Genomic DNA, 25,508 nt, shown 5'->3' with positions numbered 1-25,508 from the left:
TTTATCACCCTAATATGTTAACTTATTTTTATTATTGTGGTTAACATATTATCATACCTTTGAATACAAAAGAACATAAAAAAAGCCCCTACATTTAACCGTAGGAGCTTCTTTTCTATGTAACCGCCGTAGCGTTGTTTACGTTGTATGGCGGAGAAGGTGGGATTCGAACCCACGCACGCTTTGACACGCCTAGCTGATTTCGAGTCAGCCCCCTTGGGCCTCTTGGGTACCTCTCCGCGAGTGTCAAGCAAAAACTATATTATCATATGACTTGTCCCAATGCAACAGTTTCAGGAAAAATATTTTCAGGCCTGCTCATTCTGCCCTGAATCAGCAGTTGATCGCAGTACTTTCTTCATGTTCTTCTCGAATTTGGCTCTCGGGATTAGAACACTATGCTTGCATCCTACGCATTTGATACGAATATCCATCCCCATTCGAATAATCTCCATTTCGTTGGAGCCGCAGGGATGCTGCTTCTTCATTTGAACGATATCGCCAAGCTCGAATTGTTTACGCTCCATTCGGATCGCCGCCCCTTTCATTGCGATGATACGTTACCATTCGTGGATACGGGATGTCAATCCCGTGATCGTCCAGCACTTTTTTAATGTACGCATTAAGTGATCTTGCGACTACCCCATTCATATTCGGCAGACATTCTGCCGTAATACGTACCTTAACCTCCGTGGAAAGCATGGTCTGGATACCAAGCACGTCTGGACGCTTCACCAGGTTATCATCCTCAAACCGCTCTAATTCCTTACGGATGATCGTAATCGCACGTTCCGCATCTTCTTCATAACCAATAGACACATCGATAAAAGCAATGGAGTTATGCATGGAGAAGTTAGTTACCTCATTGATCATTCCGTTCGGAATAATATGCACCTCTCCTGTCCAGCTATGGATCCGCGTTGCCCGAAGGCCGATGACCTCAACCGTCCCTTTGAAAGTTCCCGTCTGAATCACATCGCCTACAGCAAATTGATCCTCAAATATGATAAAGAATCCTGTAATAATATCTTTCACTAAGCTTTGTGCGCCAAAGCCAATTGCTAGACCAATAACTCCTGCCCCAGCTAGAAGAGGTGCAAGCTGTACGCCAAACTCATCTAGTACTAGCATCCCAATAATGAAATAGCCAGCGTATGAGATAATATTTTTGATCAGCTTGCCGACTGTTGTCATTCTTCTTGTCTGCATAACAAGACGGCTCTCAGACCGGTTTAATACGACCCGATCAATCGTTTTGTTCGCGAGCCATATACTAAGCTGCCCAATGATGATAATAACTACAATGCGGAAGAGTGATTGCCCAAAACCTTCCCAAGTTGTCTCGTTTGTTATCCATGTCGCGAAATCATCAAAGTAGGCTTTAATATTCATTGTCTCTTACCTCGCTTACAGTATTACTTCCTCATACCCCGATGCAACCGGCTTAAACACTCCCCGGATCGCTACGTCTTCCGTTTCAATTACATTCTTTACCGTATGCAGATCCTCTTCTGGAAAATGAATCGATAACGCGCAGCCTGCTGTAATTTCTTTTGGCGTCGGACATATATCGATCTCAATCTCTGCATATTCAAGCAGCATTTCTGCACGAAGCGCCTGCTGCGTCGAATCGAAAGCAATTAACATCACCGTATTTCTCCTCTCCTTCACCTAAAACAACGAAACTATTGGCTTCGCAACGTATAAAATGGTTGTCCTATCCATATACTAGTATCATATTGGCATTTACGGAGGGGATTCTATGAAACTATCATTTTTGAAGGATGTACCATTGAAGGTGCCTCACACGGAAGCGAACGCTGTTGGACAGATCGTGGGCCGGCTTTCTCTAATGCTTGATGAAATGTCCGCAGGACGACCGATTGTCATTGTCTGCGTTGGCACGGACCGCTCTACCGGTGATTCCCTTGGCCCTTTGATCGGCACGACACTTTCCAAATACAAAAGCCCTCACTTCTCCCTATACGGCACTCTAGAAGAGCCTGTACATGCCATGAACCTTGAAGAGATTCTCCATCAGATCAATCGCACCTATCACAAACCTTTTGTCATCGGTATTGACGCCTGTCTTGGACAAGTGGCAAGCATCGGATCCATTCAAGTCGGTACAGGACCTGTAAGGCCTGGTGCTGGTGTGAACAAAGAGCTTCCGCCTGTAGGCGATATTCATATTACCGGCATCGTAAATGTCGGAGGCTTTATGGAATATTTCGTTCTGCAAAATACCCGTCTTCACCTAGTTATGAAGATGGCGGATATCATTGCTTCGAGCTTATTCTCCTCCATCATGAACAGCATTCATACTTCTTCCCGTTCCAGAGAACAGGCAGCCGCTTTAGAACATCCCCACACCAATTAAACTATTTTGCTTCGGCAATCGCCTTGCGCTCTTCTGGTGTAAGCGTATAGTTCGATTCACCTTTATTTATTGGCTTGGCATACACATACGTGTTGTCCCTGCTATGCAAGCCCGAGATCACAACCCCATCCTGCGATGCATTCACGACTGCAATTGAGAAGCTTAGATCACTACCCTGATCTGAGAATGCATTGTAGCGAAGTACACCTACACGTCCCTTTTCCTGTTGCTGCAAATCTTTCACTTGTTCCAGCTGTTTTTGCAATTTTTCGCTTTGCAGCTCTTGTGCTGTAATTGACTGCTTCAGATCGATAATAACGTCCTCTAAATTCGTGATTCCTGTGTTGCCCATCACTTCCACATACTGCTTTCTAAGCTTCTTCATTCTTCTGCTAACCATTGAAACTCTAATAAATAACACGATGACCAACAATGCCAGTACAACCGTAACCCCATTCATCGGGTTATTTGTCCACTCATCCATTCGAACTTCCGCCCCCAGAAAATTATGCTAAGAGTATTGCTTCCGTATTTCTTTCACTGCTGTAACAAGGGCATCCGCTTCTTGCTCTGTTGTAAAACAACCTACACTCGCTCTTACTGCGCCTGTTCCTGTCGTTCCTGCGCAGGCATGGGCCAGAGGTGAGCAGTGGAAACCTGCCCGCACCGCGATTTGATAATGCTGGTCGAGAATGAAAGACATCTCGGACGGATCGATTCCTTCAACAACAAATGCGACGATTCCCGTTCTCTCTTCGCCTAATTTCGGCCCAAGAATTCTAACTCCATTAATCGGCAAAAGCCCTTCCATGAGTCGTTGGGTTAACGCCCATTCCTTAGTATGGATGTTGTGTACCGTCTCATGCAGGATATATTGAACACCCGCCTTCAGCCCCGCTAGGCCGGGTGTATTTTGCGTTCCCGCCTCATACCTGTCTGGACGTACGTTAGGCTGCTCAGGAGCCTCAGATTGACTCCCCGTCCCACCATGCAACTGTGGCACAAGATCTAAGTTAGGATGGATGTACAAGCCTCCTGTGCCTTGTGGACCAAGCAGACCTTTATGCCCTGGGAATGCCAGCATATCGATGCCCATTGCCTCAACATCAATATCCAATATACCAGCGCTCTGAGCAGCATCAACCAACAGCTTAACCCCTCTGCTTCTCGCAAGTTCACCAATCTTTGCAACTGGCGTGATCGTACCGAGAAGATTTGAGCTGTGAGTAACAATAATTAATGAAGTTTGTGCAGTTATGGCTTCTGCAATTCGATCGACTTCAACATGTCCTTCTTCATCAGACTCAACATAGGTTACATGGATACCTAGCGCATGCTTCAAATACTCAAGTGGCCGTCTCACCGAATTATGTTCAACTGAAGTTGCAATAACATGATCACCGGTTTTGACCCAGCCTTTTATCGCCATATTCAGTGCTGCAGTCGTATTTGACGTAAATGCTATATCATTTGGGTTTTTAATCCGAAACAATTTACTCAACTGCTTCCTTGTATCAAACAATACACGGCTGGCTTGGACTGCCATCCGGTGGCTGCCACGTCCTGGATTTGCAGCTTCGTGAAGCATCGCATACTGCATCGCTTCGAGTACGCTTGGTGGTTTAGGCCAAGAGGTCGCTGCGTGATCCAAGTAAATAATCCCTTCCATTACCCATCTCCTCCTTCCTCTACTTCCCTATTTCCAAATCCAAAAATTGATAGTTTCTCCTGTTATAGATCTGCTTAGGTTGTTCCAGATTAAAACGTTCTAAGCTGCAAAATAAAGGCACCTTAAGACATAACAATAGCATACCTTAGTTTAATCTTTCGTTTCAAAGATTACAACTTTGGTATGCTAGATTTATACATCTATTAAGCCATATTCTGGAGAATCTCGAGAAGCCGTTCCAGATCTTGTTTGTTGTAATATTGCAGCTCGATTTTCCCTTTTTCTTTTTGCTGTTTAATTTTAACAGTTGTTTTGAAGCGATCTCTCAAAGACTCTTCCAGACTTTCAATATAAGGGTCACGCTTCTTCGATTTAGCTTTTGCTTTTGTCGCTTCCGCAGCCTCTTTTACTTCAAGCTTCTGAATCGCTTCCTCAAGATCACGAACACTCCATCCCAGACTGACGGTCCGATCGGCCATTTCCTTTTGGACAACTGCATCCTTAATACCGACCAATGCTCTTGCATGCCCCATCGATATTGTTCCACGTGAAACATTGTCTTTGATCTCTGTCGGCAAAGCGAGAAGACGCAGGAAGTTGGCAATATGCGAACGCGATTTACCAACCTTCATGGATAGCTCTTCCTGAGTTAGCTTGAACTTATCCATCAAGCCTTGATAAGCCATTGCTGTTTCAATTGCATTTAAATCCTCGCGCTGCAGGTTCTCAATTAAAGCAATCTCCATAACCTGTTGATCGGAGAAAGATCGAACAACTGCTGGAACCGTAGGATTACCGCAAAGCTGAGAAGCACGGAAACGTCTTTCCCCTGCAATAATCTCATAGCCTTTTAATACGGTGCGAACGATAATCGGCTGAATGACGCCATGTTGTTTAATTGATTCTGCTAATTCCCTAATGGAATCATCATCAAAGGTCTTACGTGGTTGATACGGGTTAGGACGTAATTGCGTCAATTGAATCTCAATAACTTTATCGTTTTCGCTTACCGAAAGCGATGGAATAAGCGCATCAAGTCCTCTACCTAGCCGCTTGCTCATACATGATCACTTCCTTAGCAAGTTCAAGATATACTTCAGCACCTTTAGATCTTGGGTCATACGTAATAATAGCCTCACCATGTGATGGGGCCTCACTCAAACGAACATTACGAGGAATGATCGTTTGGTATACCTTTTGTTGGAAATACTTCTTAACTTCTTCGATAACTTGAATACCAAGATTCGTCCGAGCATCAAGCATCGTTAATAGAACACCTTCAATTTGAAGGGAAGTATTAAGATGTTTTTGAACGAGTCTAACTGTATTTAAGAGCTGGCTTAAACCTTCCAGCGCGTAATATTCGCATTGTATAGGAATGATAACCGAATCAGCTGCAGTCAATGAATTAATCGTCAACAGACCAAGTGATGGCGGACAATCAATTAGAACGTAATCAAATTGATCCTTCACCAAGTGCAATGCCTTCTTCAAACGGAGCTCCCGCGAGATCGTTGGTACCATCTCAATCTCCGCACCCGCTAATTGAATCGTAGCCGGAATGATTTTGAGACCTTCGATCTTCGTTTCAAACATCGCATCTTTTGGATGGACATCATTAATCAGAATATCGTAAATACAATTGTTTACATCTGCTTTGTTAATACCAATACCACTTGTCGTGTTGCCCTGAGGATCTATATCAACCAACAGTACTCGTTTACCGAGTGTTGCAAGACATGCCCCTAAGTTAACAGACGTTGTTGTTTTACCAACACCGCCCTTTTGGTTGGCTATTGCAATAATCTTAGACAAACTTGTTCACCTCTATGTCTCCAAACTTTTATTCCCATGATGACGATTACGCTAACGGTGAAACGTATCGGTATAAACGGTTTTGCCGCCCTCATAGAGGACGGCCCAGAGAAGTACTATTACGTTCATCATAAATGATTACGCAAAGCTAACTTTTCGGTATATGAATAGTAATTTCATAGAAATCGCCAAGATCTTTTTCGTCTGCCTTAATTTCCATTCCCGTGCTCGAAACCATCTGTACAGCTTGGCGAATAGTGTTAAAGGCCAGTCGAGTATTTTTCGGCATAGCAAAACGTTTGGTTTGCTTTGGTTTAGGTTCTTCCTTCAGCGAGGCAATACGATTCTCCGTCTGTTTGACGTTTAATTCCTTCGTAATGATCTCTTCCAGCACCTGGTTCTGCAGTTCTTCCGTATCCAGCGACAATAGTGCTCTAGCATGACGCTCTGATATTTTTCGACCAGCAAGCGCATTCTTAACCGTTTCGTTTAACCCGAGCAAACGCAGCTTATTCGCAATTGTGGATTGGCTTTTACCTAAACGCTGAGCTAGACTTTCCTGCGTCAACTCATGAAGCTCAATCAGCTTCTGATAGGCAATCGCTTCCTCAATAGCTGTCAAATTCTCACGCTGAAGATTCTCGATCAGAGCAATGGACGCCGTCTGCGAATCATTAAATTCGCGAATAATAGCTGGAATAGTTTCGAAACCAAGCTTCGTAACCGCACGCCAGCGACGCTCCCCTGCTATAATCTCATATCTGCCATTTCTGGCGCGAACGACAATTGGCTGAATAATACCATGCGTTTTAATCGTTTGGCACAACTCATCGATACGTTCATCATCGAAGATTGTTCTTGGTTGGAACGGACTCGTATCAATATCTTGAATAGGAATTTGCCGAACCTCTTCTTGACCGCTCCGCTGATCACTCAGACCGAACAAACGGGAAAATGATTCTTTCATATTATCTACTCTACCACCCGATTAAGAAACCAGTTGCCGTAAAACGGGTTGGTTTCCAAGATGTGCTACTATGCATCAACGGTAATTGGTTTTATTACCGTTACTACCATTTTATCTTTATTCCCTATTCCAGACAACCTCGTTTAATAGACTAATCGTGATACCCCACTCATACCCTTTTATCACTTGTGCCGGGTCTCATCTATAATTCTAATATTTCGACTTCAAATAGACAATTTCCTGCTTGATCTTTTTATAATTTCCAATGTACACAAATAAACCTCCGTATGTTTCACGTGAAACATACGGAGGTTTATAATGATTTAAACAAGTGGTTGTTTAAGTGGCGTTCCCGCTTTACGCGGATATTTTTTAGGCGTAGAATCCGTCTTCTCAATCAGGACGATATGTCGCTCCGATTGCTCGAAAGGAAGCTTGAATGCATGCTCTGCACGAACCTTCCCTCTTAGCTCTCGAAGGCTTACTCCCGCTTCCTTAACCTCTTCTACACTTTGCGAACCTTTCATTGCAGCGAATAAACCATACCTACGGGTAAACGGTAAACAAAACTCATTCAACACATTAAGACGTGCAACTGCTCTTGCTGTAACGAGATCGAAGGCATCTCGATATTCCGGCATTCTTGCGATATCTTCTGCACGACCGTGAACACAGTGTACATCTTCTAGTCCAAGATCCGTAACCAGTTGATTCAAAAATTGAATCCGTTTATTTAACGAATCTATAATTACGACCTTCAGATGTGGGAAGCAGATTTTTAACGGGATACTTGGAAATCCTGCTCCTGAACCGATATCAGCAATTTTCCGAACGTCCTTCATATTCACGAAGAACGAAAGCGAAATCGAATCGTAGAAATGCTTCTCAAAAACGGCATCCCGTTCTGTAATCCCCGTTAAGTTCATCCGTTCATTCCACTCTACTAGCACGCGGTGATACGTATCAAACTGCTCAAGCTGCTTAGGGGATAAAGTTATCCCATTCTCCCCCATCAGCTTTTCAAACCATATATGCGTATCTGTCATTAGGATCCTCTCGCTGCCGTCACACGGTTATAGTGTTCCAAATATACGAGCAGAATGGAAATGTCAGCTGGAGTTACACCTGCAATCCGTGAAGCTTGCCCGATCGACAATGGACGAATATCGGCCAATTTTTGTTTGGCCTCAGATGCCAAGCCATGTACTTCGCTATATACGATGTCATCCGGAATTTTCTTTTTCTCCATCTTGTTCATTCGCTCTACTTGGTGCAATTGTTTTTCAATGTAACCAGCGTATTTAATTTGAATTTCCGCCTGCTCCTTCATTTCCTCTGTCAGAGGAAGATCGGAAGGTGCAATGGTTTCAATCATCGCATGTGTCAGTTCAGGACGTCGAAGCAGGGACAAAGCATCCATGCTAAATGCGATAGGTGCGGAACCAGCTGCCTCCAGCATTGGCAACGCCACTTCAGGACGAATCTTTGTTGTGCTAAGACGTTCAATCTCCTGCGCAACAAGATCTTTCTTATTAAGGAAGGCTTGGTAACGCTCTTCCGAAATCAGTCCGATCTCATAACCAGTTGGAGTCAACCGAAGATCAGCATTATCATGACGGAGCAGCAAACGATATTCTGCACGTGACGTAAGCAAACGGTATGGATCATTTGTTCCTTTTGTTACAAGGTCATCAATCATAACTCCGATATAACCTTGCGAACGATCAATGATAACCGGTTCTTTACCTTGTACTTTACGCGCCGCATTGATACCTGCAATAATACCCTGACCTGCAGCCTCTTCATAACCCGAAGTTCCGTTGATTTGTCCAGCTGTGAATAACCCGTCGACCAACTTTGTCTCCAGGGATGGCCAAAGCTGTGTTGGAACAACTGCATCATATTCAATCGCGTAACCATTACGCATCATCTCAACTTTTTCCAAACCTGGAATAGAACGTAAAATCCCAAGCTGTACATCTTCTGGCATACTTGTTGAGAGGCCTTGTACATAATACTCAGAAGTATGCTTGCCTTCTGGCTCTAAGAAAATTTGATGCTTCGGCTTATCAGCGAAACGAACAATTTTATCTTCAATAGAAGGACAATAACGGGGACCCGTACCTTCAATGGCTCCTGAGAACATTGGCGCACGGTGCAGGTTGTCGTTAATAATTTTATGGGTAGCTTCCGACGTATAAGTCAGCCAGCAAGGTAGCTGCTCATTATCGGATGACTCTGTCTCATATGAGAAAAACTTCGGTTTATCATCACCAGGTTGAATTTCTGTTTTGCTAAAATCGATCGTATCCTTATGCACACGCGGCGGTGTACCCGTCTTGAAGCGAGCCAATTTAAAACCCAGCTCCTTCAGACTAGCCGAAAGCTTCACCGAAGGCTGCTGATTATTTGGACCACTCTCATACATCAATTCACCCATAATAATTTTGCCGCGCAAGTAGGTACCGGTTGTAATAACAACCGATTTAGCTCGATAGATGGCACCCGTTTTTGTAACAATCCCCACTACTTTTCCATCTTCTACGATCAGATCCTCTGCCATCCCTTGTCGAAGTGTTAGATGGTCAGTCTCCTCGATGGTCTTCTTCATTGTGTGCTGATAAGAGAACTTATCGGCTTGCGCACGCAACGCATGAACGGCAGGACCTTTACCCGTATTCAGCATCCGCATTTGGATAAACGTTTTATCGATATTGCGCCCCATCTCGCCGCCTAGTGCATCAATCTCACGCACAACATGCCCTTTCGCAGGTCCCCCGATCGATGGATTACATGGCATAAACGCCACCATATCCAGATTGATCGTAAGCAGCAGCGTCTCGCAGCCCATTCTCGCAGAAGCAAGTGCCGATTCACAACCAGCATGACCCGCTCCTATGACAATGACTTCATATTGCCCAGCTTCATATGTCACTTTATTACCCTCCAATTCACTTTACTTCCCTAAACAGAACTGCGAGAAAATTTGATCTATTAATGAATCGCCAACCTCATCGCCCAAAATCTCACCAAGCGACTCCCAAGCATCACGCACGTCGATCTGAATTAGATCAATTGGGATGCCAACATTCGACGCTTCTATCGCATCAAGCAGTGATTGCTGTGCTCTCTTCAGCAGAGAAATATGCCGAACATTGCTGACATATGTCAAATCTCCAGAATCAAGCTGCCCTTCGAAAAACAATTTACTGATCGCTCTCTCTAGATGGTCGAGTCCTTCTTCTTCAAGAACCGACATACGTACGATTCTTTCCTCGCTAACAAGCTCTTCAATCTCAGCCATATTCAGCTTTGAATCCAAATCCGATTTATTAATAACGAGAATAAGCTGGCGATCCTTCACCTTCTCAAGCAGCGTCCGGTCATCCTCATGCAAACTTTCATTGTTATTAAGCACAAACAAAATTAGATCCGCTTCTTCGAGCGCGTTATGCGACCGTTCCACTCCGATTTTTTCAACAATATCACTTGTTTCGCGGATACCCGCTGTATCAAGCAGCCTAAGCGGAATATGATTTAAGGTGACATATTCCTCGATGACATCACGGGTTGTACCTGGAATATCTGTTACAATCGCTTTATTTTCTTGCGCCAGCATATTAAGCAGTGAAGACTTCCCTACATTCGGGCGTCCGACAATTGCCGTCATAATACCCTCACGTAATATCTTTCCTTCGTTCGCCGTTTTTAACAGCTTAGCAATCTCCTCAAGTGCAGATCCGCTCTGTTCACGAATATACGCACTTGTCAGATCCTCAACATCATGTTCAGGATAGTCGATATTTACTTCGATATGTGCGAGCAGCTCAATCACCGTCTGGCGGAGTGCTTTAATCCGCTTCGACAATGTTCCTTCTGCCTGTTTGCGGGCTACCGAGAACGCACGATCCGACTTCGAGCGAATGAGGTCGATGACCGCTTCTGCCTGCATCAAATCAATCCGACCATTTAGAAATGCTCTCTTGGTAAACTCACCTGGCTCTGCAATTCTGAATCCATCCTGCAGCAGCACTTGATCGAGAACCTTCTTAACAGCAACTACGCCGCCATGGGCATTAATCTCAACAACATCCTCCGCTGTGAATGAACGTGGTCCACGCATCACCGTAACGATAACTTCCTCAACTTGCTCCCCAGTCTTGGGATTTATAATATGACCGTAATGAACAGTATGCGTTGCCGCATCCGTTAGATCGGTCCGTGAACGAAAAATCCGGCCAGTCCCTTCAATTGCATCGGGACCACTGACACGAATAATCGCAATGCCGCCTTCTCCAACTGCCGTTGAAATCGCCGCAATAGTATCGTGCACCATTAGCTGTCAGCACCTCTCAAATGGAAAAACAGCAATGACCACGGGAGCCATTGCTGCGAATTCATAAATCTATAGATCTAACTTTACATCTGCTTTTCCTTCAAAGCAATGACAACACGCCGATTCGGCTCATCGCCTTTGCTATATGTTTTCACCCTTGGGTGATTCTGAAGCTGGGAATGAATCACTTTGCGTTCATGCGACGACATCGGCTCCAGCACAATCTCTTTCTTTGTACGTATAACCCTGCCGGCAAGGCGTTCCGATAATTCCTCCAGCGTCTTGCGGCGACGCTCGCGAAAATCTTCTGCATCAAGTACGATCCGAAGATGGCTGTCCGAGTATCGATTTGCCACTATGTTAACCAAATACTGCAGCGCGTCAAGCGTTTGTCCGCGCCGGCCAATCAGCATGCCGATGTCCCCACCGCCCGATACGGACAGATAAGTCGCATCTCTCGTTTGTTTCCGCTCGATGGCAACAGTTAACCCCATTGCCTCTGCTACATCACGAAGAAATTGCTCTGCTTCAATTGTTGGATCCGGGATGAGCTCCAGCTCAACCTTTGCTGCTTTTACGCCAATGAGTCCGAACAGCCCTTTGGAAGGCTGCTCCATCACAAGCACTTTGACGCGATCCTTGGTTACATTTAATTGTGTCAAACCGCTCTGTACAGCATCATCAATCGTTTTCCCTGATGCTAGAATTTTCTTCATTTCGCGAGGGCCTCCTTACCCTTGTTGGATGAACGAACGTACAGGAAGTAGTTTTGAACTATCGTGTAAATATTACTGAAAATCCAGTACAACGGAAGAGCCGATGGGAAGTTCAGCGCCATAACGAAGATCAGAACTGGGAAGATCATAAGCATCGCACCCATACCTGGCATCGCTTGTGTTTGCTGCTTCTGCATCATCTTCGATTGAACGAATGTAGTTGCTGCTGCAATTAGCGGCAGGAAGTACCATGGTCCTGGCTCACCAAGCTGCAATCCGAGGAATTCATGCGTACGAACCTCAGGATTTCGGTAAATCGAGTTATAAAGTGCCATAAACACAGGCATTTGTACGATAAGCGGCAAGCATCCAGCCATTGGATTGACTTTGTTTGCTTGGAACAGCTTCATCGTTTCTTCCTGCTGTTTCTGCGGGTTGTCTTTATGTTTCTTCTTGATTTCGGCCATTTGCGGCTGAATTGCTTGCATCGCCTTCGAGCTGCGATACTGCTTCAGCGTTAACGGCAAAATTGCTGTTCTTACAATAACCGTAATGAGCAGGATAGCTAGTCCATATGAACCGTGGAACCAGTCAGCAAATGTATCCAGCGTCAGGGAAAAATAATAAACAACGTTTTTCTCCCAGAAGTTGCCGTGCTGTAGATCAGCCGTACTCGTCGTGTTATTGATCTGCTGACCGCATCCGGAGAGCAATGCTACCATCAGCACCAGACCCAGTACGAGCAGCCACTTGCGGTTTTTTCTTAAAACCAACGTGAAATCTCCTCTCTGAACACTCCAAACTAAGCATTATTGTCTAAACTATACCATAAATAATAGGACAAAGAAACAAGTTGGCAATGCTGGCCACTTTTGCTAAAAACGAGCTTCTTTCTTCAGCAAACCAGCCTTCCTAAGTACGTGCATAATGCTCTTCTCCAGCTGCTTCGTCTCCATCTCAACCGCAGGTTTTCTTACTATTAATATAAAATCGATGTTCGGGACGATTTTCGCTCCGTTCAAACGGATAATTTCCTTAATAACGCGTCTCATCCGATTACGCACAACAGCATTGCCGATTTTCTTACTGGCGGACACGCCTAACCTGAATGGTTCCGCAACTGGCTGCCTCGACCAATACACAACAAACTGCCCATTCGCGAATGATTTGCCATAACGATAGATCCGATTGAAGTCAGCGCGGTTACGCAGACGCAGTTTTCTTTGCACGACCAGGTTCACCGTTCTTTCTTCATTTAATAAACCTCTATGTATGATTTGCCCCGCGGAACCGATCCTTTACCTATCAGTATCGCCCGCAGGGCAAAAAAAAAGACCACCCGACGTGGTCTTTTGCTTATGCGCTAAGAACTTTTCTGCCTTTTTGACGACGCGCTGCCAAAACTTTACGTCCGTTTTTCGAGCTCATCCGTTTGCGGAAGCCATGTACTTTTGCTCGTTTGCTTACATTCGGTTTAAATGTAGGTCTCATCTGAACTGCACCTCCCGTATATCAAATACTGAAACAGTATCGCATATTATCGATCTGCTTATTCTTTGTAAACGACTGTTTTTTTGAAACACGCTTTTTTTATTAAACCATGCTGGGTCCAAAAAGTCAATTAAAAACGAGCTTACCCAAATATTGTGGATAAATGAATGGAATACAGTACTTTGTCGGAAAACTAATAACATGTGCATAATTTCTCGGGACTTTGCACGAACTTTGTCGAAATGGTAACAAGATATTAACAATATGTAGTGGTGTCTATAACTTTTATGCACAAGCTATTGAATTTGTGGATAAAATCTCACAATTCGTTGAAATACAAGGGATCTTTTGCTATGATTATTATGTTTTCGGTGTGTATACCTCATCGATCAGCTACTCTTATCAACAACCTGTGGATAACATTGTGAACAAACTCATCCCCTATTCATAACTCATGTTCCCTTTATTCTTCATATTGTGGATGTATTCGTAATAAACACCATTCATTCGACATGATTTGGCTTAATTGCGCCGTTTTGGCGATTTTTGATAAGGAGTGACGTCTGTGGACAGCCATACCTATGATTTATGGCAGCAAGTGTTGTCAATCATTCAGACGAAACTAAGCAAACCCAGTTTCGATACCTGGTTTAAAGCGACCAAGGCTTCCTTCGTGAATGATTCTTTGCTGGAAGTGACGGCGCCGACAACATTTGCGGCTGAATGGCTGGAAGGCCGATATACCAAATTAATTCGTAATACCTTGTTTGAGTTTCTCGGCAGACAGGTCGATGTCCGATTTTCAATTGAAGAGGCCAAAACAGCCGAGCCCGTGCCCGCTGTGCAGCCAAGATCAGTCGAAGCACCAATCGTTCATGAAGAGACATTCAATCATATGCTCAACCCGAAATATACGTTTGATACCTTCGTCATCGGCGCCAATAACCGGTTTGCTCATGCTGCTTCGCTTGCTGTTGCAGAAGCACCGGCTAAAGCGTACAATCCGCTCTTTTTATATGGCGGTGTAGGTCTTGGCAAGACGCATTTAATGCATGCGATCGGCCACTACATTATGGATCACAATCCAAGCACGAAGATTATGTATATCTCATCTGAGAAGTTTACGAACGAGTTCATTAATGCAATCCGCGATAACCGTGGCGAGAGCTTCCGGAACAAATATCGCAATATTGACGTGCTTCTCATTGACGATATTCAGTTTTTGGCGGGTAAAGACGGGACGCAAGAGGAGTTCTTCCATACCTTTAATGCGCTGCATGAAGAGCGGAAGCAAATCGTTATTTCCAGTGACCGTACGCCAAAAGAGATCCCGACTTTAGAAGAAAGACTACGTTCGCGGTTCGAGTGGGGACTAATTACGGACATTCAAGCGCCAGATCTGGAGACGAGGATCGCCATTTTGCGTAAAAAGGCGAAAGCGGAGAACCTTGATATTCCGAATGAAGCGATGGTCTACATTGCTAACCAGATTGATACGAATATTCGGGAGCTGGAAGGTGCTTTAATCCGTGTAGTTGCTTATTCTTCGCTTATTAATCAGGATATTACATCTCATCTGGCTGCTGAGGCATTAAAGGATATTATTCCTTCCAGCCGCCCGAAGATGATCACCATGAACGATATTCAGCAAAAGGTTGGCGAATTCTACGGTTTGCGTCTTGAGGAATTCAAAGCGCGTAAACGGACCAAAGCTGTCGCTTATCCTCGTCAAATTGCAATGTATCTTTCTCGTGAACTAACTGATTATTCACTTCCGAAGATTGGTGAAGCATTTGGCGGTCGTGATCATACTACCGTCATCCATGCACACGAGAAAATATCGCAGCAGCTGAAGGTAGATCAGGACTTGTACAAGATTTTGCAAAACCTGACCGAAAAGATCAAAAATCACACGTAAAAGTTATTCACTTCTATATGAACAACCAAGCAAGCCTATGCACAAGCTATACACATGTGGATAGGCTTGCTTTATCCGTGTTTTAGACGGTTATCCACATATTCAGGCCGCCTACTACTACGACTACTAATATTTTTAAATAAAACATCATCAAAATAGGGCGAAAACGCCCATTACGGCTCCGCCGATTTTCAACCCATTTTTTAAACCACAAAACATCGATCCGAAACGGACTTAGGAGTGAAACCATGAAACTTTCAATTTCCAAACATGAACTGAACGAAGCCATCCAACAGGTTGCAAAAGCGGCTTCTTCCCGTCCGACAATCCCGATTCTAGGCGGCATCAAGATTGAAGTTACCCATCAAGGGGTTACCTTAACGGCTAGTGATACCGATATATCTATTCAAAGCTTTATCCCTGTAGAACGAGATAATCTCGTGATTGCACATGTGGATAAGCCGGGTAATGTCGTTCTCCCCGCCAAATTCTTTGTCGAGATCGTTAAGAAACTTCCTTCTGACAATGTTGAAATTGAAGTAGGTGCTCATTTCCAAACCCTTATTCGTTCCGGTTCAACAGATATCCAAATGGTAGGACTGGATCCTGAGGAATTCCCGGTTCTACCTTCTATTGAGCAAAACGAGCTGTTCCAAATGCCTGGTGATCTGCTGAAGGCGATGATTCGTCAGACTGTACTTGCAGCATCCGTGAATGAGCAGACGCCAATTCTGACAGGTGTACTTTGGAGTCTCCAAGATAAGCAGCTGAAATTTGTGGCGACCGACCGCCACCGCTTGGCAAGCCGTGTCGCTCAAGCTGAGACAGCTATGGAGTACCGGTTTAATAATGTCGTTATTGCTGCCAAAACGTTAGTCGAGCTGTCTAAGCTGGTCCCGGATCAGCACGGCCTCGTTGATATTGTGGTTGCAGACAACCAGGTATTGTTCAAGATCGGCAACGTCCTCTTCTATACACGCATATTAGACGGGACTTATCCGGATACTTCTAAAATTATTCCGAGCATGTTCAAAACAGAACTTGTACTCGATACAAAAAATTTGACGGATGCAATTGACCGTGCGTACCTGATGTCGAGAGAAGAGAAGACCAACATCGTTCGTCTGACGACTCTTGATAATGGCGTCATTGAGATTTCATCCAGCTCCACTGAAGTGGGCCGCGTAACGGAGCAGCTTGATGCCAAACAATTCGATGGTGAGCCGCTGCGGATCGCCTTCAACTCCAAATATATGCTTGATGTGCTTAAAGTCATTGACAGCGAACAGATTTTTATCGGCTTTACCGGGGCAATGAGCCCTATTGTTATTCGTCCGACGGATCATTCATACAACACGTATGTCATCCTGCCTTATCGAACAACGAATTAAGGCTACATGGGTAAGATAAGGTGAAAGGAAGGTGAACTTGCGATGAAGGAAGTTGCTATTCGTACGGAATATATTACGCTTGGACAGTTTTTAAAGCTGGCGGATTGTATATCCACAGGTGGACACGCAAAATTTTTCTTGCAGGAAAACGAGGTTCATATAAACGGAGATGTGGATAACCGTCGCGGCAGAAAACTGTACGTCGGTGACCGTGTTGAAGTAGAGGGCTGCGGCGTCTTTACGGTAACCGGGGCTTAAGCCCATACCAGGCCGGGAGGACAAACAAACGTGTTTTTAAATAGCATTCAATTGCACAATTATCGCAACTACAAAGAACTTGAGCTTAAGACAGATAATCAAGTGAATTTGTTTGTCGGGCCAAATGCGCAGGGGAAGACAAATTTGCTTGAGGCGATTTTCGCCCTCGCCCTCACCAAATCACACCGTACATCCAAGGATAAAGAGCTGATCGGCTGGGAAGCCGATTCTGCTCGGATCCACGGAGAGGTGGAGAAGCGGTATGGGATGGTTAAACTCGACTTGATGTATTCGACGCAAGGGAAAAAAGCAAAGATTAACGGTTTAGAGCAGCGTAAGCTGAGTGATTTTATTGGCTCACTTAACGTCGTCATGTTCGCACCTGAGGATCTTGAGATTGTAAAAGGAACGCCGGGCATACGAAGACGGTTTCTCGATATGGAAATCGGACAAGTACAGCCCGGTTATTTGCATACGTTGACGCAGTACACAAAAGTGCTGGCACAGCGGAACAATTTTCTAAAGACGACCACTCCCGGCAGCTCGCAGCTAGCCATGCTTGATATATGGAATATGCAGCTTGCTGAGCATGGTGTTAAAATTATGAAAAAAAGGAAACACTTTATACATAAATTACAACGGTGGGCGGAGCAGATCCATTCCGGTATAACGGCGGGTGGCGAGCACCTCACCATAGAGTACCGCCCATCCTTTGACGGCGGTGCCTCCGAAGATGAAACTGTTTTATTTGAGCAATTTATGTTAAAGTTATCACAGGTGAAAGATCAGGAGATTCGCAGAGGAATGTCGCTTGTTGGACCGCATCGCGACGACATGGCGTTCTTTATCAATGGCAAAGAAGCGGCCGTATACGGCTCGCAGGGTCAGCAGCGCACAACGGCGCTGTCACTTAAGCTTGCCGAAATTGAGCTAATCTGCGAGGAGATCGGGGAATACCCGTTATTACTGCTTGATGATGTGTTGTCTGAGCTCGACCAGAATCGTCAGACACAGCTTATTGAGACATTTCAAAGCAAAGTTCAGACGTTTATTACAACGACCGGACTCGAGAGCGTAAATGTGAGCAAGCTCCAAGACGCCGGTATCTACGATGTGCGGGAAGGCCGAGTGACGCGCTGATCACCAGCGTATATACGGGAGGCGGAGGACATGTATATCCATTTGGGCGGCGAGAAAATTATTCGGGCTGCTGAGTTGGTAGCCATTTTTGATATATCGATAGAGCAATCCTCTAAGCTATCCAAGCAGTTTGTAGCAGGAGCCCGCAAGCGCAAGGATGTAGAGACAATTGGTGAGGAAGAGCCCAAGTCGATTGTTGTGACCAAGCAGAAAATCTATTATTCGCCGATTTCATCCTCTACTTTGAAGAAACGGGCCCATCATTTTGCGGCGAACGGCTAGAAGCAGCCAAGGCGAACAGGTATGAGAGGAGCAGTGAGCAGTTGAATCAGCAGAATACGTACGATGAGAGTCAGATACAGGTCCTCGAAGGTTTGGAAGCAGTTCGCAAACGTCCTGGGATGTATATCGGTTCTACTAGCGGTAAAGGCCTTCACCATCTCGTATGGGAGGTTGTCGATAATAGTATCGATGAGGCGCTGGCCGGTTACTGTACGAAGATTCAAGTCATTGTCCATGAGGACAATAGTATTACCGTAATCGATAACGGTCGTGGTATCCCGGTCGGGGAGAACGCAAAGCTTAAGAAATCAACTCTTGAAGTCGTTATGACTGTCCTGCATGCAGGCGGTAAATTTGGCGGCGAGGGCTATAAAGTATCTGGCGGATTGCACGGGGTAGGTGTATCCGTCGTTAATGCGTTGTCAGAGCATGTAACGGTTACGGTTAAGCTTCATGGTAATGTCTATCAACAAGAATACCGCCGTGGTGCACCGCAGTATGACGTCAAGATTATTGGTGAATCGGACGAGACCGGTACGACGGTTAGATTCAAGCCGGACCCTGAGATTTTTACCGATACCACAGTTTACGAATATGAGACGCTCCAATCGCGGATCCGCGAGCTTGCGTTTTTGAATAAAGGCCTTGAGATCGAATTGATGGATGAGCGTACTGGCGCTTCGAATACGTTTAAGTACGATGGCGGTATTATCGAGTTCGTGAGACACTTGAACCGCAACAAAGAAGTTATGCACGAAGATCCGATTTATGTTGAAGGCTCGAAAGATCATATTCAGGTCGAAGTGTCTTTGCAATATAATGACGGCTACACGGAGAATATTCATTCCTTCGCGAATAATATCAATACACATGAGGGCGGTACGCATGAATCCGGCTTCAAGAGCGCGTTGACGCGGATTATCAATGATTATGCCCGCAAGACGAATTTGATTAAAGATAATGACTCCAATTTCTCCGGCGATGATGTACGTGAAGGTTTAACAGCGATCATTTCGGTGAAGATTCCTGAACCGCAGTTTGAGGGACAAACAAAAACGAAGCTTGGCAACAGCGAAGTGCGCGGTATTGTCGAATCGTTCTTCGCTGAGAAGCTGCAGGAGTTCCTGGATGAGAATCCGTCTGTCTCCCGTAAAATCGTGGAGAAAGGCCTGCAAGCGGCTAGAGCCCGCGAAGCGGCACGTAAAGCACGCGAACTTACAAGACGTAAGAGCGCACTGGAAGTAAGCTCCTTGCCAGGTAAACTGGCTGACTGCTCTTCGAAGGATGCATCCATTAGTGAATTGTACATCGTCGAAGGCGACTCAGCGGGTGGATCAGCGAAACAAGGCCGTGACCGTCACTTCCAGGCGATTTTACCGCTTCGTGGTAAAATTCTGAACGTTGAACGTGCAAGGCTCGACCGTATTCTTGGTAATGCCGAGATTCGTGCGATCATTACAGCGCTTGGTACGGGTATTGGTGACGACTTCGATTTGGCGAAGGCACGTTACCACAAAGTCATTATTATGACGGATGCCGACGTTGATGGTGCCCATATTCGGACACTGATGCTGACGTTCTTCTTCCGGTACATGCGGAAGATTCTTGAGGCGGGTTATATCTATATTGCACAACCGCCGCTGTTTAAGATCGAACGTAACAAAGTGATTCGCTACGCACAATCCGAGAAGGAACGCGATGATATTATCGCTGAGTTCGGAGAAGGTGTGAAAGTGAATGTACAACGTTATAAAGGTCTAGGCGAGATGAATGCAACGCAACTGTGGGAAACAACGATGGATCCGGAGAGCAGAACAATGCTTCAGGTATCGATCGATGATGCCATTGAAGCGGATATTATCTTCGATACGCTGATGGGCGATAACGTTGAACCACGCCGTGATTTCATTCATCAGTTTGCGAAAGACGTTAAGAACTTGGATGTCTAGCAAAATAATATAAAGATAGCCGTCCATATGGGCGGCTATTTCTTTTTATATCGCCCGTAAGATACAGCATACTGATAGATTTTACGGAATATGGTTTTATCTTCGAGCTTACGGAATATAAAGGCGTCAGGTTTGGTATTAACCTCAAGGATCCAAGGGCGCATCTGCTGGTCTATGGCAATGTCGATGCCGAGTTCCTTGATGCCCGGATAATGCTTCTCCAGCTCCTTGGCGATATCAAGACTGATCTGCTTAAGACGGATGGCATACACCATTTTTTGCGTAGGCGATTGATGAGTAGACATTAGACGGTCGAAGGACATTGGAGTTCCGCCATTATGATAGTTGGTCACAATTTTAGCAGGATGGGCAAGCCGGCCGATAATACCGGTAGCTTCCCAATGGTTGTTGTCATTTCGTTGTATCATGACGCGGATATCGAAGCGTCGTTTTTTATGGCGAAGCAGATCGATCCCTCGTTGGACCAGATATCGTCTGCCATTAATTTTTTTTACCAGGCTTTGGTGCAGCAGCTCGAAGGTAGGAAAAGTTCTAATGGTGGTATTCAATTGATATTTGTAGCCTTTGCTTGGCGACCTCAGCTTTTCTACACGCATGACTCCCTTGCCGAAAGTTCCGTTTACTGGCTTCACATATACCATGCCATATTCCGTTAACATCTGCAGAAGATTCTCATGGCCAAAGAGCTTGGTCGCAGGAATATATTCACGGAGAGCCGCTGAATGAAGAAGGACATTTGTTTTCTCCCACTTGCTGTATACACACTGGCTAGACAAAGTGGTTGCTCCTTTCCGGATGGACCCTGTTCGAATGATGGATGAATGCACAATCAAGAAGAAGACAGAGATTGGAATGAGTGGTATAATGTAATTTGGGTCTGTTTATTTTATGGCGGCTCTGGAACGAAAGAAAACGGTTATTTGCCTATTTTTTTCGTTTTTTGTAGGCAATTTGTCTGTTTTATCGTTGAAACGTAGAAAAGGTGTTTAGCCGCGCCTTTTTTGTGAAAGTAATATAATGGTTATCATGAATGATGAGTTAGGCAGATCAATGACGTCAGGGAGGTAAAACATGGCGGAAGAACAACAGCATTCGCAAATTAAAGACCGTGACATCGGTATAGAAATGCGCGATTCTTTTATGGACTATGCGATGAGTATTATCGTGAGCCGCGCACTGCCCGATGTAAGGGACGGTCTTAAACCGGTGCATCGTCGTATTTTATATGCAATGTCGGAGCTAGGCATGTCCTCGGACAAGCCGTATAAGAAGTCTGCGAGGATCGTAGGTGAAGTTATCGGCAAGTATCATCCGCACGGCGACTCGTCGGTATATGAAGCGATGGTACGGATGGCACAAGATTTCTCGATGCGATACATGCTTATTGACGGGCATGGCAACTTCGGCTCAGTTGACGGAGATATGGCGGCGGCGATGCGGTATACCGAAGCGCGTTTGTCCAAGATCGCCATGGAAATGCTTCGCGACTTAAATAAAGATACAGTTAATTTTATTCCGAACTATGATGGTGAGGAAAAAGAACCGGCGGTTCTGCCGTCGCGTTTCCCGAACCTGCTCGTAAACGGGGTAACAGGTATTGCGGTAGGTATGGCTACAAACATTCCTCCGCATAACTTGAACGAAGTAATCGACGGCATTCAAGCACTGATTCAAAATCCAGAAATTACGCCGCTTGAGCTGATTGATTATGTAAAAGGTCCTGACTTCCCGACAGCGGGTATTGTAATGGGGCTTAGTGGAATTCGTAATGCCTATCTGACTGGTCGTGGCACTGTCACGATGAGAGCGCGGGCTAACATTGAAGAGAACGGCAATAAAGCTCGTATTATTGTCTATGAGCTGCCATACCAAGTGAATAAAGCGCGTCTGGTTGAGAAGATCGCTGAACTCGTTCGTGAGAAAAAGATCGAGGGTATCACTGACCTTCGTGATGAATCCGATCGTAATGGCATGCGGATCGTTATTGAGCTTCGCCGTGATGTGACGCCAAGCGTTGTACTCAACAATCTGTATAAGCAGACGCAAATGCAATCGAATTTCGGTATTAACATGCTAGCGCTTGTTAATGGTGAGCCGAAGACACTGAACTTGCGGGAAATGCTCTATTACTACCTGCAGCATCAGATCGAAGTTATTCGCCGTCGTACAGAGTATGACCTGAAAAAAGCAGAGGCTAGAGCTCATATCCTCGAAGGCTTGCGTATTGCTCTTGATCATTTGGATGAGGTTATCGCGCTTATCCGGGGATCACAAACGGCGGATATCGCCCGTGAAGGCTTAATTGAGCGTTTTGCTCTAAGCTATGAGCAAGCACAAGCTATTCTCGATATGCGTCTACAAAGACTGACTGGTCTCGAACGCGACAAGATCGAAGCTGAGTATGAGGAACTGATGAAGAAGATCGCTGAATACAAAGCGATTCTTGCTGATGAGCAGCTTGTGCTCAACATCATTAGTGAAGAGCTTAATGAGATCAAAGAGCGTTTCGGTGACGAGCGTCGCACGGAGATTACGGTAAGCGATGAAGAGATCCTTGATGAGGATTTAATCCCGCGTGAGGATGTTATCATCTCTATTACGCATACCGGTTATATCAAGCGTCTGCCGGTATCGACTTACCGCAGTCAGAAGCGCGGCGGTAAAGGCGTAGTGGGCATGGATACGAAGGAGCATGACTTTGTCGAGCATCTATTTGTATCGAATACCCATCATTACCTCCTGTTCTTCTCGAATAAGGGTAAAGTATATCGCTTGAAGGCCTATGAGATTCCAGATCTTAGCCGGACAGCTAGAGGGACGCCGATCATTAACCTGATTCAAATTGAGCAAGGTGAGACGATCAACGCGGTTATTCCTGTAGAGGGCTTCGATTCAGAACAATACCTGTTCTTTGCTACACGCCAAGGTATTGTGAAAAAGACTCCGCTTGACGATTATATAAATATTCGTAAAGTCGGGCTTATTGCGATTTCGATTCGTGAGGATGACGAACTGATCGGCGTGAAGCTGACAGACGGCAATCAAGAGATCGTAATGGGTACAGCACAAGGGATGTCCATTCGCTTCTCCGAGCAGGATGTACGGTCAATGGGCCGATCTGCTACTGGCGTAAAAGGCATTCAGCTGGATGATGAAGATGTGGTTATTGATATGGACGTTGTTGTTCCAGATAATGACGTACTTATCGTTACAGCAAAAGGTTACGGCAAACGGACACCAATGAGTGAATACCGAATCCAGAATCGTGGCGGTAAAGGGATTAAAACCCTTAACGTTACGGATAAGAATGGACCGATTGTTAGCTTGAAGGTTGTTCTGAATGACGAGGACCTGATGATTATGACCGCCCTAGGCACATTGATCCGGATGAGCATGGAAGGCATCTCGACGATGGGCCGTAATACGCAAGGCGTGAAATTGATTAATACACGTGAAGATGACACGGTATCTACGGTAACCCGTGTAGCTCGCAACGAAGATAGCGATGATTCCCTTGAAGAAGGCGAAGAATTCGAAGAAGGAACAACGGAAGCTGATTCCGAACCCACAGAAGAGTAATTATTGAACGCATAAGATAGGCATACATCGGGAGGGGACCGTTGTGGCAACAGTGGCTTTATCACAAGTGAAGTTAGGCGACAAAATCAGCGATGATGTCCTCACCCCGCTTGGCGGAGTGCTGCTCCATAAGGGGAAAGTGGTCACCCCTAGGGAGTTAGACATTATGCGTGCATTTCTGGTTCCACAAGTAAAGATTGAAATGCCGGCTAATCAGGCAGATAAAGTGCAGGAGAATATCAAACAGGATCCAGTTGTCCCTAGCTTATCTGCAACTCCGTTGCATGATGAATATGATCAAATGATTGTTCTGCTGAAGCGGGTTATCAATGAGATCAGATCGGGACTTCCGATTCCGGTTATGGATATGAGGTCACAGCTTGAGAAGATGCTGCAGTACGAGAATATGTATCAGGTACTTACCTTCACACCAAGACAGTTTGTAGAACGTGAATACTTGATGCATAACAGTGTACTGGTTGCGCTGACCTCCTATCGCATTGCCCAGTGGTGTGGTCTTCCTCGTAAGGATTGGATGCCCATAGCGCTGGCCGGCTTGCTGCATGATATAGGGAACGTGAAGATTGACCAGGCTATTCTGGCCAAGCCTTCAACCTTAACAACGGCGGAGAACGATGAAATGAAGCGTCACACGGTTCTTGGTTACCAGCTGCTGAAAAATATCGCCTCTTTAAACGAAGGGGTGAAATTATCAGCGCTTCAGCATCATGAGCGAATAGACGGCAGCGGTTATCCGTTAGCAATCGATTCGACCAAGATACACCCGTACGCCAAAATTGTAGCCATTGCTGATATCTATCATGCGATGACCCTTAATCGTTACTACCGTAAGGCAGCTTCCCCATATTTCGTTCTGGAACAGATTCAGAGCGATGCTTTCGGCAAGCTTGAACCTGGATATGTAAGGGTGTTTGTTGAGAAGGTAACGCAGTTCCATAACGGCAATATCGTGAAGCTTAGCGATGATCGTGTTGGTGAGATTGTGTTTACGGATTCTGTTCATCCGACTAGACCATGGGTATCGGTTAATGGTTCAATTATTAACCTTACGGTAGATAGACATCTGCATATAAAAGAAGTAATGGGATAACATAAAAGATATCGCCCTGCATTAGGGCGATATCTTTTATTGTTTATTAAGGATTTAATGAGTAATTTTGAGATGTAAAAGATAATAATCATGTTTTAGCAAAATAGTTTAAAAAAGTACTTGCAATCCATTAGGCAGACATGGTATATTATCTAAGTCGCCGCTGAAACAAACGGCCGACAAACGAAAAAGAATTGTTCTTTGAAAACTGAACAACGAGCAAAACTGCCCCGTTAGAAATAACGGAAAAAGCGATAAAAACAAGTTTGAGCAAGTCAAACACCATTTCATGGAGAGTTTGATCCTGGCTCAGGACGAACGCTGGCGGCGTGCCTAATACATGCAAGTCGAGCGGACTTTGCCTTCGGGTAAAGTTAGCGGCGGACGGGTGAGTAACACGTGGGTAACCTGCCCATAAGACTGGGATAACATTCGGAAACGAATGCTAATACCGGATACGCGAATTGGTCGCATGGCCGAATCGG

25 protein-coding genes, 1 tRNA gene and 1 rRNA gene are annotated in these 25,508 nt (G+C 45.1%); 10 read left to right on the top strand and 17 right to left on the bottom strand.

Features of this window, described 5'->3' with window-relative positions:
• Positions 1-148: 148 nt before the first annotated feature.
• The 4 genes from AC0YNT_RS08080 to AC0YNT_RS08065 form a co-directional block, all read right to left on the bottom strand.
• Positions 149-239: transfer RNA gene (locus AC0YNT_RS08080), tRNA-Ser, on the bottom strand.
• Between the two features lie 69 nt (positions 240-308).
• Positions 309-527, bottom strand: a complete 219-nt coding sequence (locus AC0YNT_RS08075; protein ID WP_167281233.1) for a DUF951 domain-containing protein — start codon at positions 525-527, stop codon at positions 309-311.
• The gene (locus tag AC0YNT_RS08070; protein WP_475804107.1) at positions 517-1,392 is read right to left on the bottom strand and encodes a mechanosensitive ion channel family protein; all 876 of its coding nucleotides are present in this window, start codon (positions 1,390-1,392) and stop codon (positions 517-519) included. The genes AC0YNT_RS08075 and AC0YNT_RS08070 overlap by 11 nt, the downstream gene beginning before the upstream one ends.
• Before the next feature lie 15 nt (positions 1,393-1,407).
• On the bottom strand, positions 1,408-1,647 hold the full coding sequence (locus AC0YNT_RS08065; protein ID WP_475804540.1) for a putative Se/S carrier protein: 240 nt from the start codon (positions 1,645-1,647) through the stop codon (positions 1,408-1,410).
• A 115-nt stretch (positions 1,648-1,762) separates the two neighbouring features.
• Between AC0YNT_RS08065 and yyaC the strand changes: the two genes are divergently transcribed.
• Positions 1,763-2,380 carry a spore protease YyaC gene (gene yyaC, locus AC0YNT_RS08060; protein ID WP_475804106.1) on the top strand — a complete coding sequence of 206 codons (618 nt, stop codon included), beginning with the start codon at positions 1,763-1,765 and terminating at the stop codon, positions 2,378-2,380.
• 1 nt (position 2,381) lies between these two features.
• Here yyaC and AC0YNT_RS08055 read toward each other — a convergent pair whose 3' ends face one another.
• The 12 genes from AC0YNT_RS08055 to rpmH all read right to left on the bottom strand — a co-directional run bounded on the left by AC0YNT_RS08055 (position 2,382) and on the right by rpmH (position 13,374).
• A complete protein-coding gene (locus AC0YNT_RS08055; RefSeq protein ID WP_475804105.1) occupies positions 2,382-2,864 on the bottom strand; it encodes a DUF4446 family protein in 483 nt (160 codons plus the stop codon).
• Between the two features lie 27 nt (positions 2,865-2,891).
• Positions 2,892-4,049, bottom strand: a complete 1,158-nt coding sequence (locus tag AC0YNT_RS08050) for an aminotransferase class V-fold PLP-dependent enzyme (protein WP_475804104.1) — start codon at positions 4,047-4,049, stop codon at positions 2,892-2,894.
• A 203-nt stretch (positions 4,050-4,252) separates the two neighbouring features.
• Entirely contained in the window at positions 4,253-5,110 is an 858-nt protein-coding gene (locus tag AC0YNT_RS08045; RefSeq protein WP_475804103.1) for a ParB/RepB/Spo0J family partition protein, read from the bottom strand.
• Positions 5,091-5,864, bottom strand: coding sequence for a ParA family protein (locus AC0YNT_RS08040; protein WP_167281227.1), 774 nt, complete (start codon positions 5,862-5,864; stop codon positions 5,091-5,093). The genes AC0YNT_RS08045 and AC0YNT_RS08040 overlap by 20 nt, the downstream gene beginning before the upstream one ends.
• A 148-nt stretch (positions 5,865-6,012) precedes the next feature.
• Positions 6,013-6,831 (bottom strand): nucleoid occlusion protein, encoded by an 819-nt coding sequence (gene noc / locus AC0YNT_RS08035; protein ID WP_167281226.1) that lies wholly within the window; start codon positions 6,829-6,831, stop codon positions 6,013-6,015.
• A gap of 323 nt (positions 6,832-7,154) precedes the next feature.
• Positions 7,155-7,877, bottom strand: a complete 723-nt coding sequence (gene rsmG / locus AC0YNT_RS08030) for a 16S rRNA (guanine(527)-N(7))-methyltransferase RsmG (protein ID WP_475804102.1) — start codon at positions 7,875-7,877, stop codon at positions 7,155-7,157.
• Positions 7,877-9,766: a tRNA uridine-5-carboxymethylaminomethyl(34) synthesis enzyme MnmG gene (gene mnmG, locus AC0YNT_RS08025; RefSeq protein ID WP_475804101.1), complete on the bottom strand. Its 1,890-nt coding sequence runs from the start codon at positions 9,764-9,766 to the stop codon at positions 7,877-7,879. The genes rsmG and mnmG overlap by 1 nt, the downstream gene beginning before the upstream one ends.
• Before the next feature lie 21 nt (positions 9,767-9,787).
• Complete coding sequence (gene mnmE / locus AC0YNT_RS08020) at positions 9,788-11,167, bottom strand: tRNA uridine-5-carboxymethylaminomethyl(34) synthesis GTPase MnmE (RefSeq protein WP_475804100.1); 1,380 nt, start codon at positions 11,165-11,167, stop codon at positions 9,788-9,790.
• 83 nt (positions 11,168-11,250) lie between these two features.
• A complete protein-coding gene (gene jag / locus AC0YNT_RS08015) occupies positions 11,251-11,883 on the bottom strand; it encodes an RNA-binding cell elongation regulator Jag/EloR (RefSeq protein WP_475804099.1) in 633 nt (210 codons plus the stop codon).
• A complete protein-coding gene (locus AC0YNT_RS08010; protein ID WP_167281672.1) occupies positions 11,880-12,605 on the bottom strand; it encodes a YidC/Oxa1 family membrane protein insertase in 726 nt (241 codons plus the stop codon). Before AC0YNT_RS08010 ends, jag begins: the two co-directional genes overlap by 4 nt.
• Positions 12,606-12,758: 153 nt before the next feature.
• Positions 12,759-13,112: a ribonuclease P protein component gene (gene rnpA, locus AC0YNT_RS08005; protein ID WP_167281221.1), complete on the bottom strand. Its 354-nt coding sequence runs from the start codon at positions 13,110-13,112 to the stop codon at positions 12,759-12,761.
• Between the two features lie 127 nt (positions 13,113-13,239).
• Complete coding sequence (gene rpmH, locus AC0YNT_RS08000; protein ID WP_068681599.1) at positions 13,240-13,374, bottom strand: 50S ribosomal protein L34; 135 nt, start codon at positions 13,372-13,374, stop codon at positions 13,240-13,242.
• A 565-nt stretch (positions 13,375-13,939) separates the two neighbouring features.
• Between rpmH and dnaA the strand changes: the two genes are divergently transcribed.
• From dnaA to gyrB, 6 genes are all read left to right on the top strand, one after another.
• Positions 13,940-15,292 (top strand): chromosomal replication initiator protein DnaA, encoded by a 1,353-nt coding sequence (dnaA, locus tag AC0YNT_RS07995; protein WP_167281220.1) that lies wholly within the window; start codon positions 13,940-13,942, stop codon positions 15,290-15,292.
• Between the two features lie 248 nt (positions 15,293-15,540).
• Positions 15,541-16,683, top strand: coding sequence for a DNA polymerase III subunit beta (gene dnaN, locus AC0YNT_RS07990; RefSeq protein ID WP_167281219.1), 1,143 nt, complete (start codon positions 15,541-15,543; stop codon positions 16,681-16,683).
• Positions 16,684-16,725: 42 nt separating this feature from the next.
• Positions 16,726-16,941: a S4 domain-containing protein YaaA gene (gene yaaA, locus AC0YNT_RS07985; RefSeq protein ID WP_167281218.1), complete on the top strand. Its 216-nt coding sequence runs from the start codon at positions 16,726-16,728 to the stop codon at positions 16,939-16,941.
• Between the two features lie 30 nt (positions 16,942-16,971).
• The gene (recF, locus tag AC0YNT_RS07980) at positions 16,972-18,081 is read left to right on the top strand and encodes a DNA replication/repair protein RecF (RefSeq protein ID WP_167281217.1); all 1,110 of its coding nucleotides are present in this window, start codon (positions 16,972-16,974) and stop codon (positions 18,079-18,081) included.
• 30 nt (positions 18,082-18,111) lie between these two features.
• A complete protein-coding gene (remB, locus tag AC0YNT_RS07975) occupies positions 18,112-18,363 on the top strand; it encodes an extracellular matrix regulator RemB (protein ID WP_012772007.1) in 252 nt (83 codons plus the stop codon).
• 41 nt (positions 18,364-18,404) lie between these two features.
• On the top strand, positions 18,405-20,312 hold the full coding sequence (gyrB, locus tag AC0YNT_RS07970; protein ID WP_475804098.1) for a DNA topoisomerase (ATP-hydrolyzing) subunit B: 1,908 nt from the start codon (positions 18,405-18,407) through the stop codon (positions 20,310-20,312).
• A 35-nt stretch (positions 20,313-20,347) separates the two neighbouring features.
• Here gyrB and AC0YNT_RS07965 read toward each other — a convergent pair whose 3' ends face one another.
• Positions 20,348-21,109: a YheC/YheD family protein gene (locus AC0YNT_RS07965; RefSeq protein ID WP_475804097.1), complete on the bottom strand. Its 762-nt coding sequence runs from the start codon at positions 21,107-21,109 to the stop codon at positions 20,348-20,350.
• Positions 21,110-21,404: 295 nt separating this feature from the next.
• Here AC0YNT_RS07965 and gyrA point away from each other — a divergent pair, with 295 nt between their 5' ends.
• The 3 genes from gyrA to AC0YNT_RS07950 form a co-directional block, all read left to right on the top strand.
• Entirely contained in the window at positions 21,405-23,912 is a 2,508-nt protein-coding gene (gene gyrA / locus AC0YNT_RS07960; RefSeq protein ID WP_475804096.1) for a DNA gyrase subunit A, read from the top strand.
• Between the two features lie 43 nt (positions 23,913-23,955).
• Positions 23,956-25,023 carry an HD-GYP domain-containing protein gene (locus AC0YNT_RS07955; protein WP_475804095.1) on the top strand — a complete coding sequence of 356 codons (1,068 nt, stop codon included), beginning with the start codon at positions 23,956-23,958 and terminating at the stop codon, positions 25,021-25,023.
• Between the two features lie 286 nt (positions 25,024-25,309).
• Positions 25,310-25,508 (top strand): 16S ribosomal RNA (locus AC0YNT_RS07950); the annotation flags it as partial.

Source organism: Paenibacillus sp. J22R56 (assembly GCF_056269375.1).
This window is presented reverse-complemented; position numbering and strand designations above follow the sequence as displayed.

Coding starts and splice junctions, on each gene's coding strand:
- AC0YNT_RS08010 (WP_167281672.1), bottom strand. CDS start 12,605: ATGGTAGCATTGCTCTCCGGATGCGGTCAGCAGATCAATAACACGACG.
- jag (WP_475804099.1), bottom strand. CDS start 11,883: ATGAAGAAAATTCTAGCATCAGGGAAAACGATTGATGATGCTGTACAG.
- yyaC (WP_475804106.1), top strand. CDS start 1,763: ATGAAACTATCATTTTTGAAGGATGTACCATTGAAGGTGCCTCACACG.
- AC0YNT_RS08050 (WP_475804104.1), bottom strand. CDS start 4,049: ATGGAAGGGATTATTTACTTGGATCACGCAGCGACCTCTTGGCCTAAA.
- mnmE (WP_475804100.1), bottom strand. CDS start 11,167: ATGGTGCACGATACTATTGCGGCGATTTCAACGGCAGTTGGAGAAGGC.
- AC0YNT_RS08055 (WP_475804105.1), bottom strand. CDS start 2,864: ATGGATGAGTGGACAAATAACCCGATGAATGGGGTTACGGTTGTACTG.
- rpmH (WP_068681599.1), bottom strand. CDS start 13,374: ATGAGACCTACATTTAAACCGAATGTAAGCAAACGAGCAAAAGTACAT.
- yaaA (WP_167281218.1), top strand. CDS start 16,726: ATGAAGGAAGTTGCTATTCGTACGGAATATATTACGCTTGGACAGTTT.
- AC0YNT_RS08065 (WP_475804540.1), bottom strand. CDS start 1,647: ATGTTAATTGCTTTCGATTCGACGCAGCAGGCGCTTCGTGCAGAAATG.
- dnaN (WP_167281219.1), top strand. CDS start 15,541: ATGAAACTTTCAATTTCCAAACATGAACTGAACGAAGCCATCCAACAG.
- AC0YNT_RS08075 (WP_167281233.1), bottom strand. CDS start 527: ATGGAGCGTAAACAATTCGAGCTTGGCGATATCGTTCAAATGAAGAAG.
- AC0YNT_RS08070 (WP_475804107.1), bottom strand. CDS start 1,392: ATGAATATTAAAGCCTACTTTGATGATTTCGCGACATGGATAACAAAC.
- remB (WP_012772007.1), top strand. CDS start 18,112: ATGTATATCCATTTGGGCGGCGAGAAAATTATTCGGGCTGCTGAGTTG.
- rsmG (WP_475804102.1), bottom strand. CDS start 7,877: ATGACAGATACGCATATATGGTTTGAAAAGCTGATGGGGGAGAATGGG.
- gyrA (WP_475804096.1), top strand. CDS start 21,405: ATGGCGGAAGAACAACAGCATTCGCAAATTAAAGACCGTGACATCGGT.
- noc (WP_167281226.1), bottom strand. CDS start 6,831: ATGAAAGAATCATTTTCCCGTTTGTTCGGTCTGAGTGATCAGCGGAGC.
- AC0YNT_RS08045 (WP_475804103.1), bottom strand. CDS start 5,110: ATGAGCAAGCGGCTAGGTAGAGGACTTGATGCGCTTATTCCATCGCTT.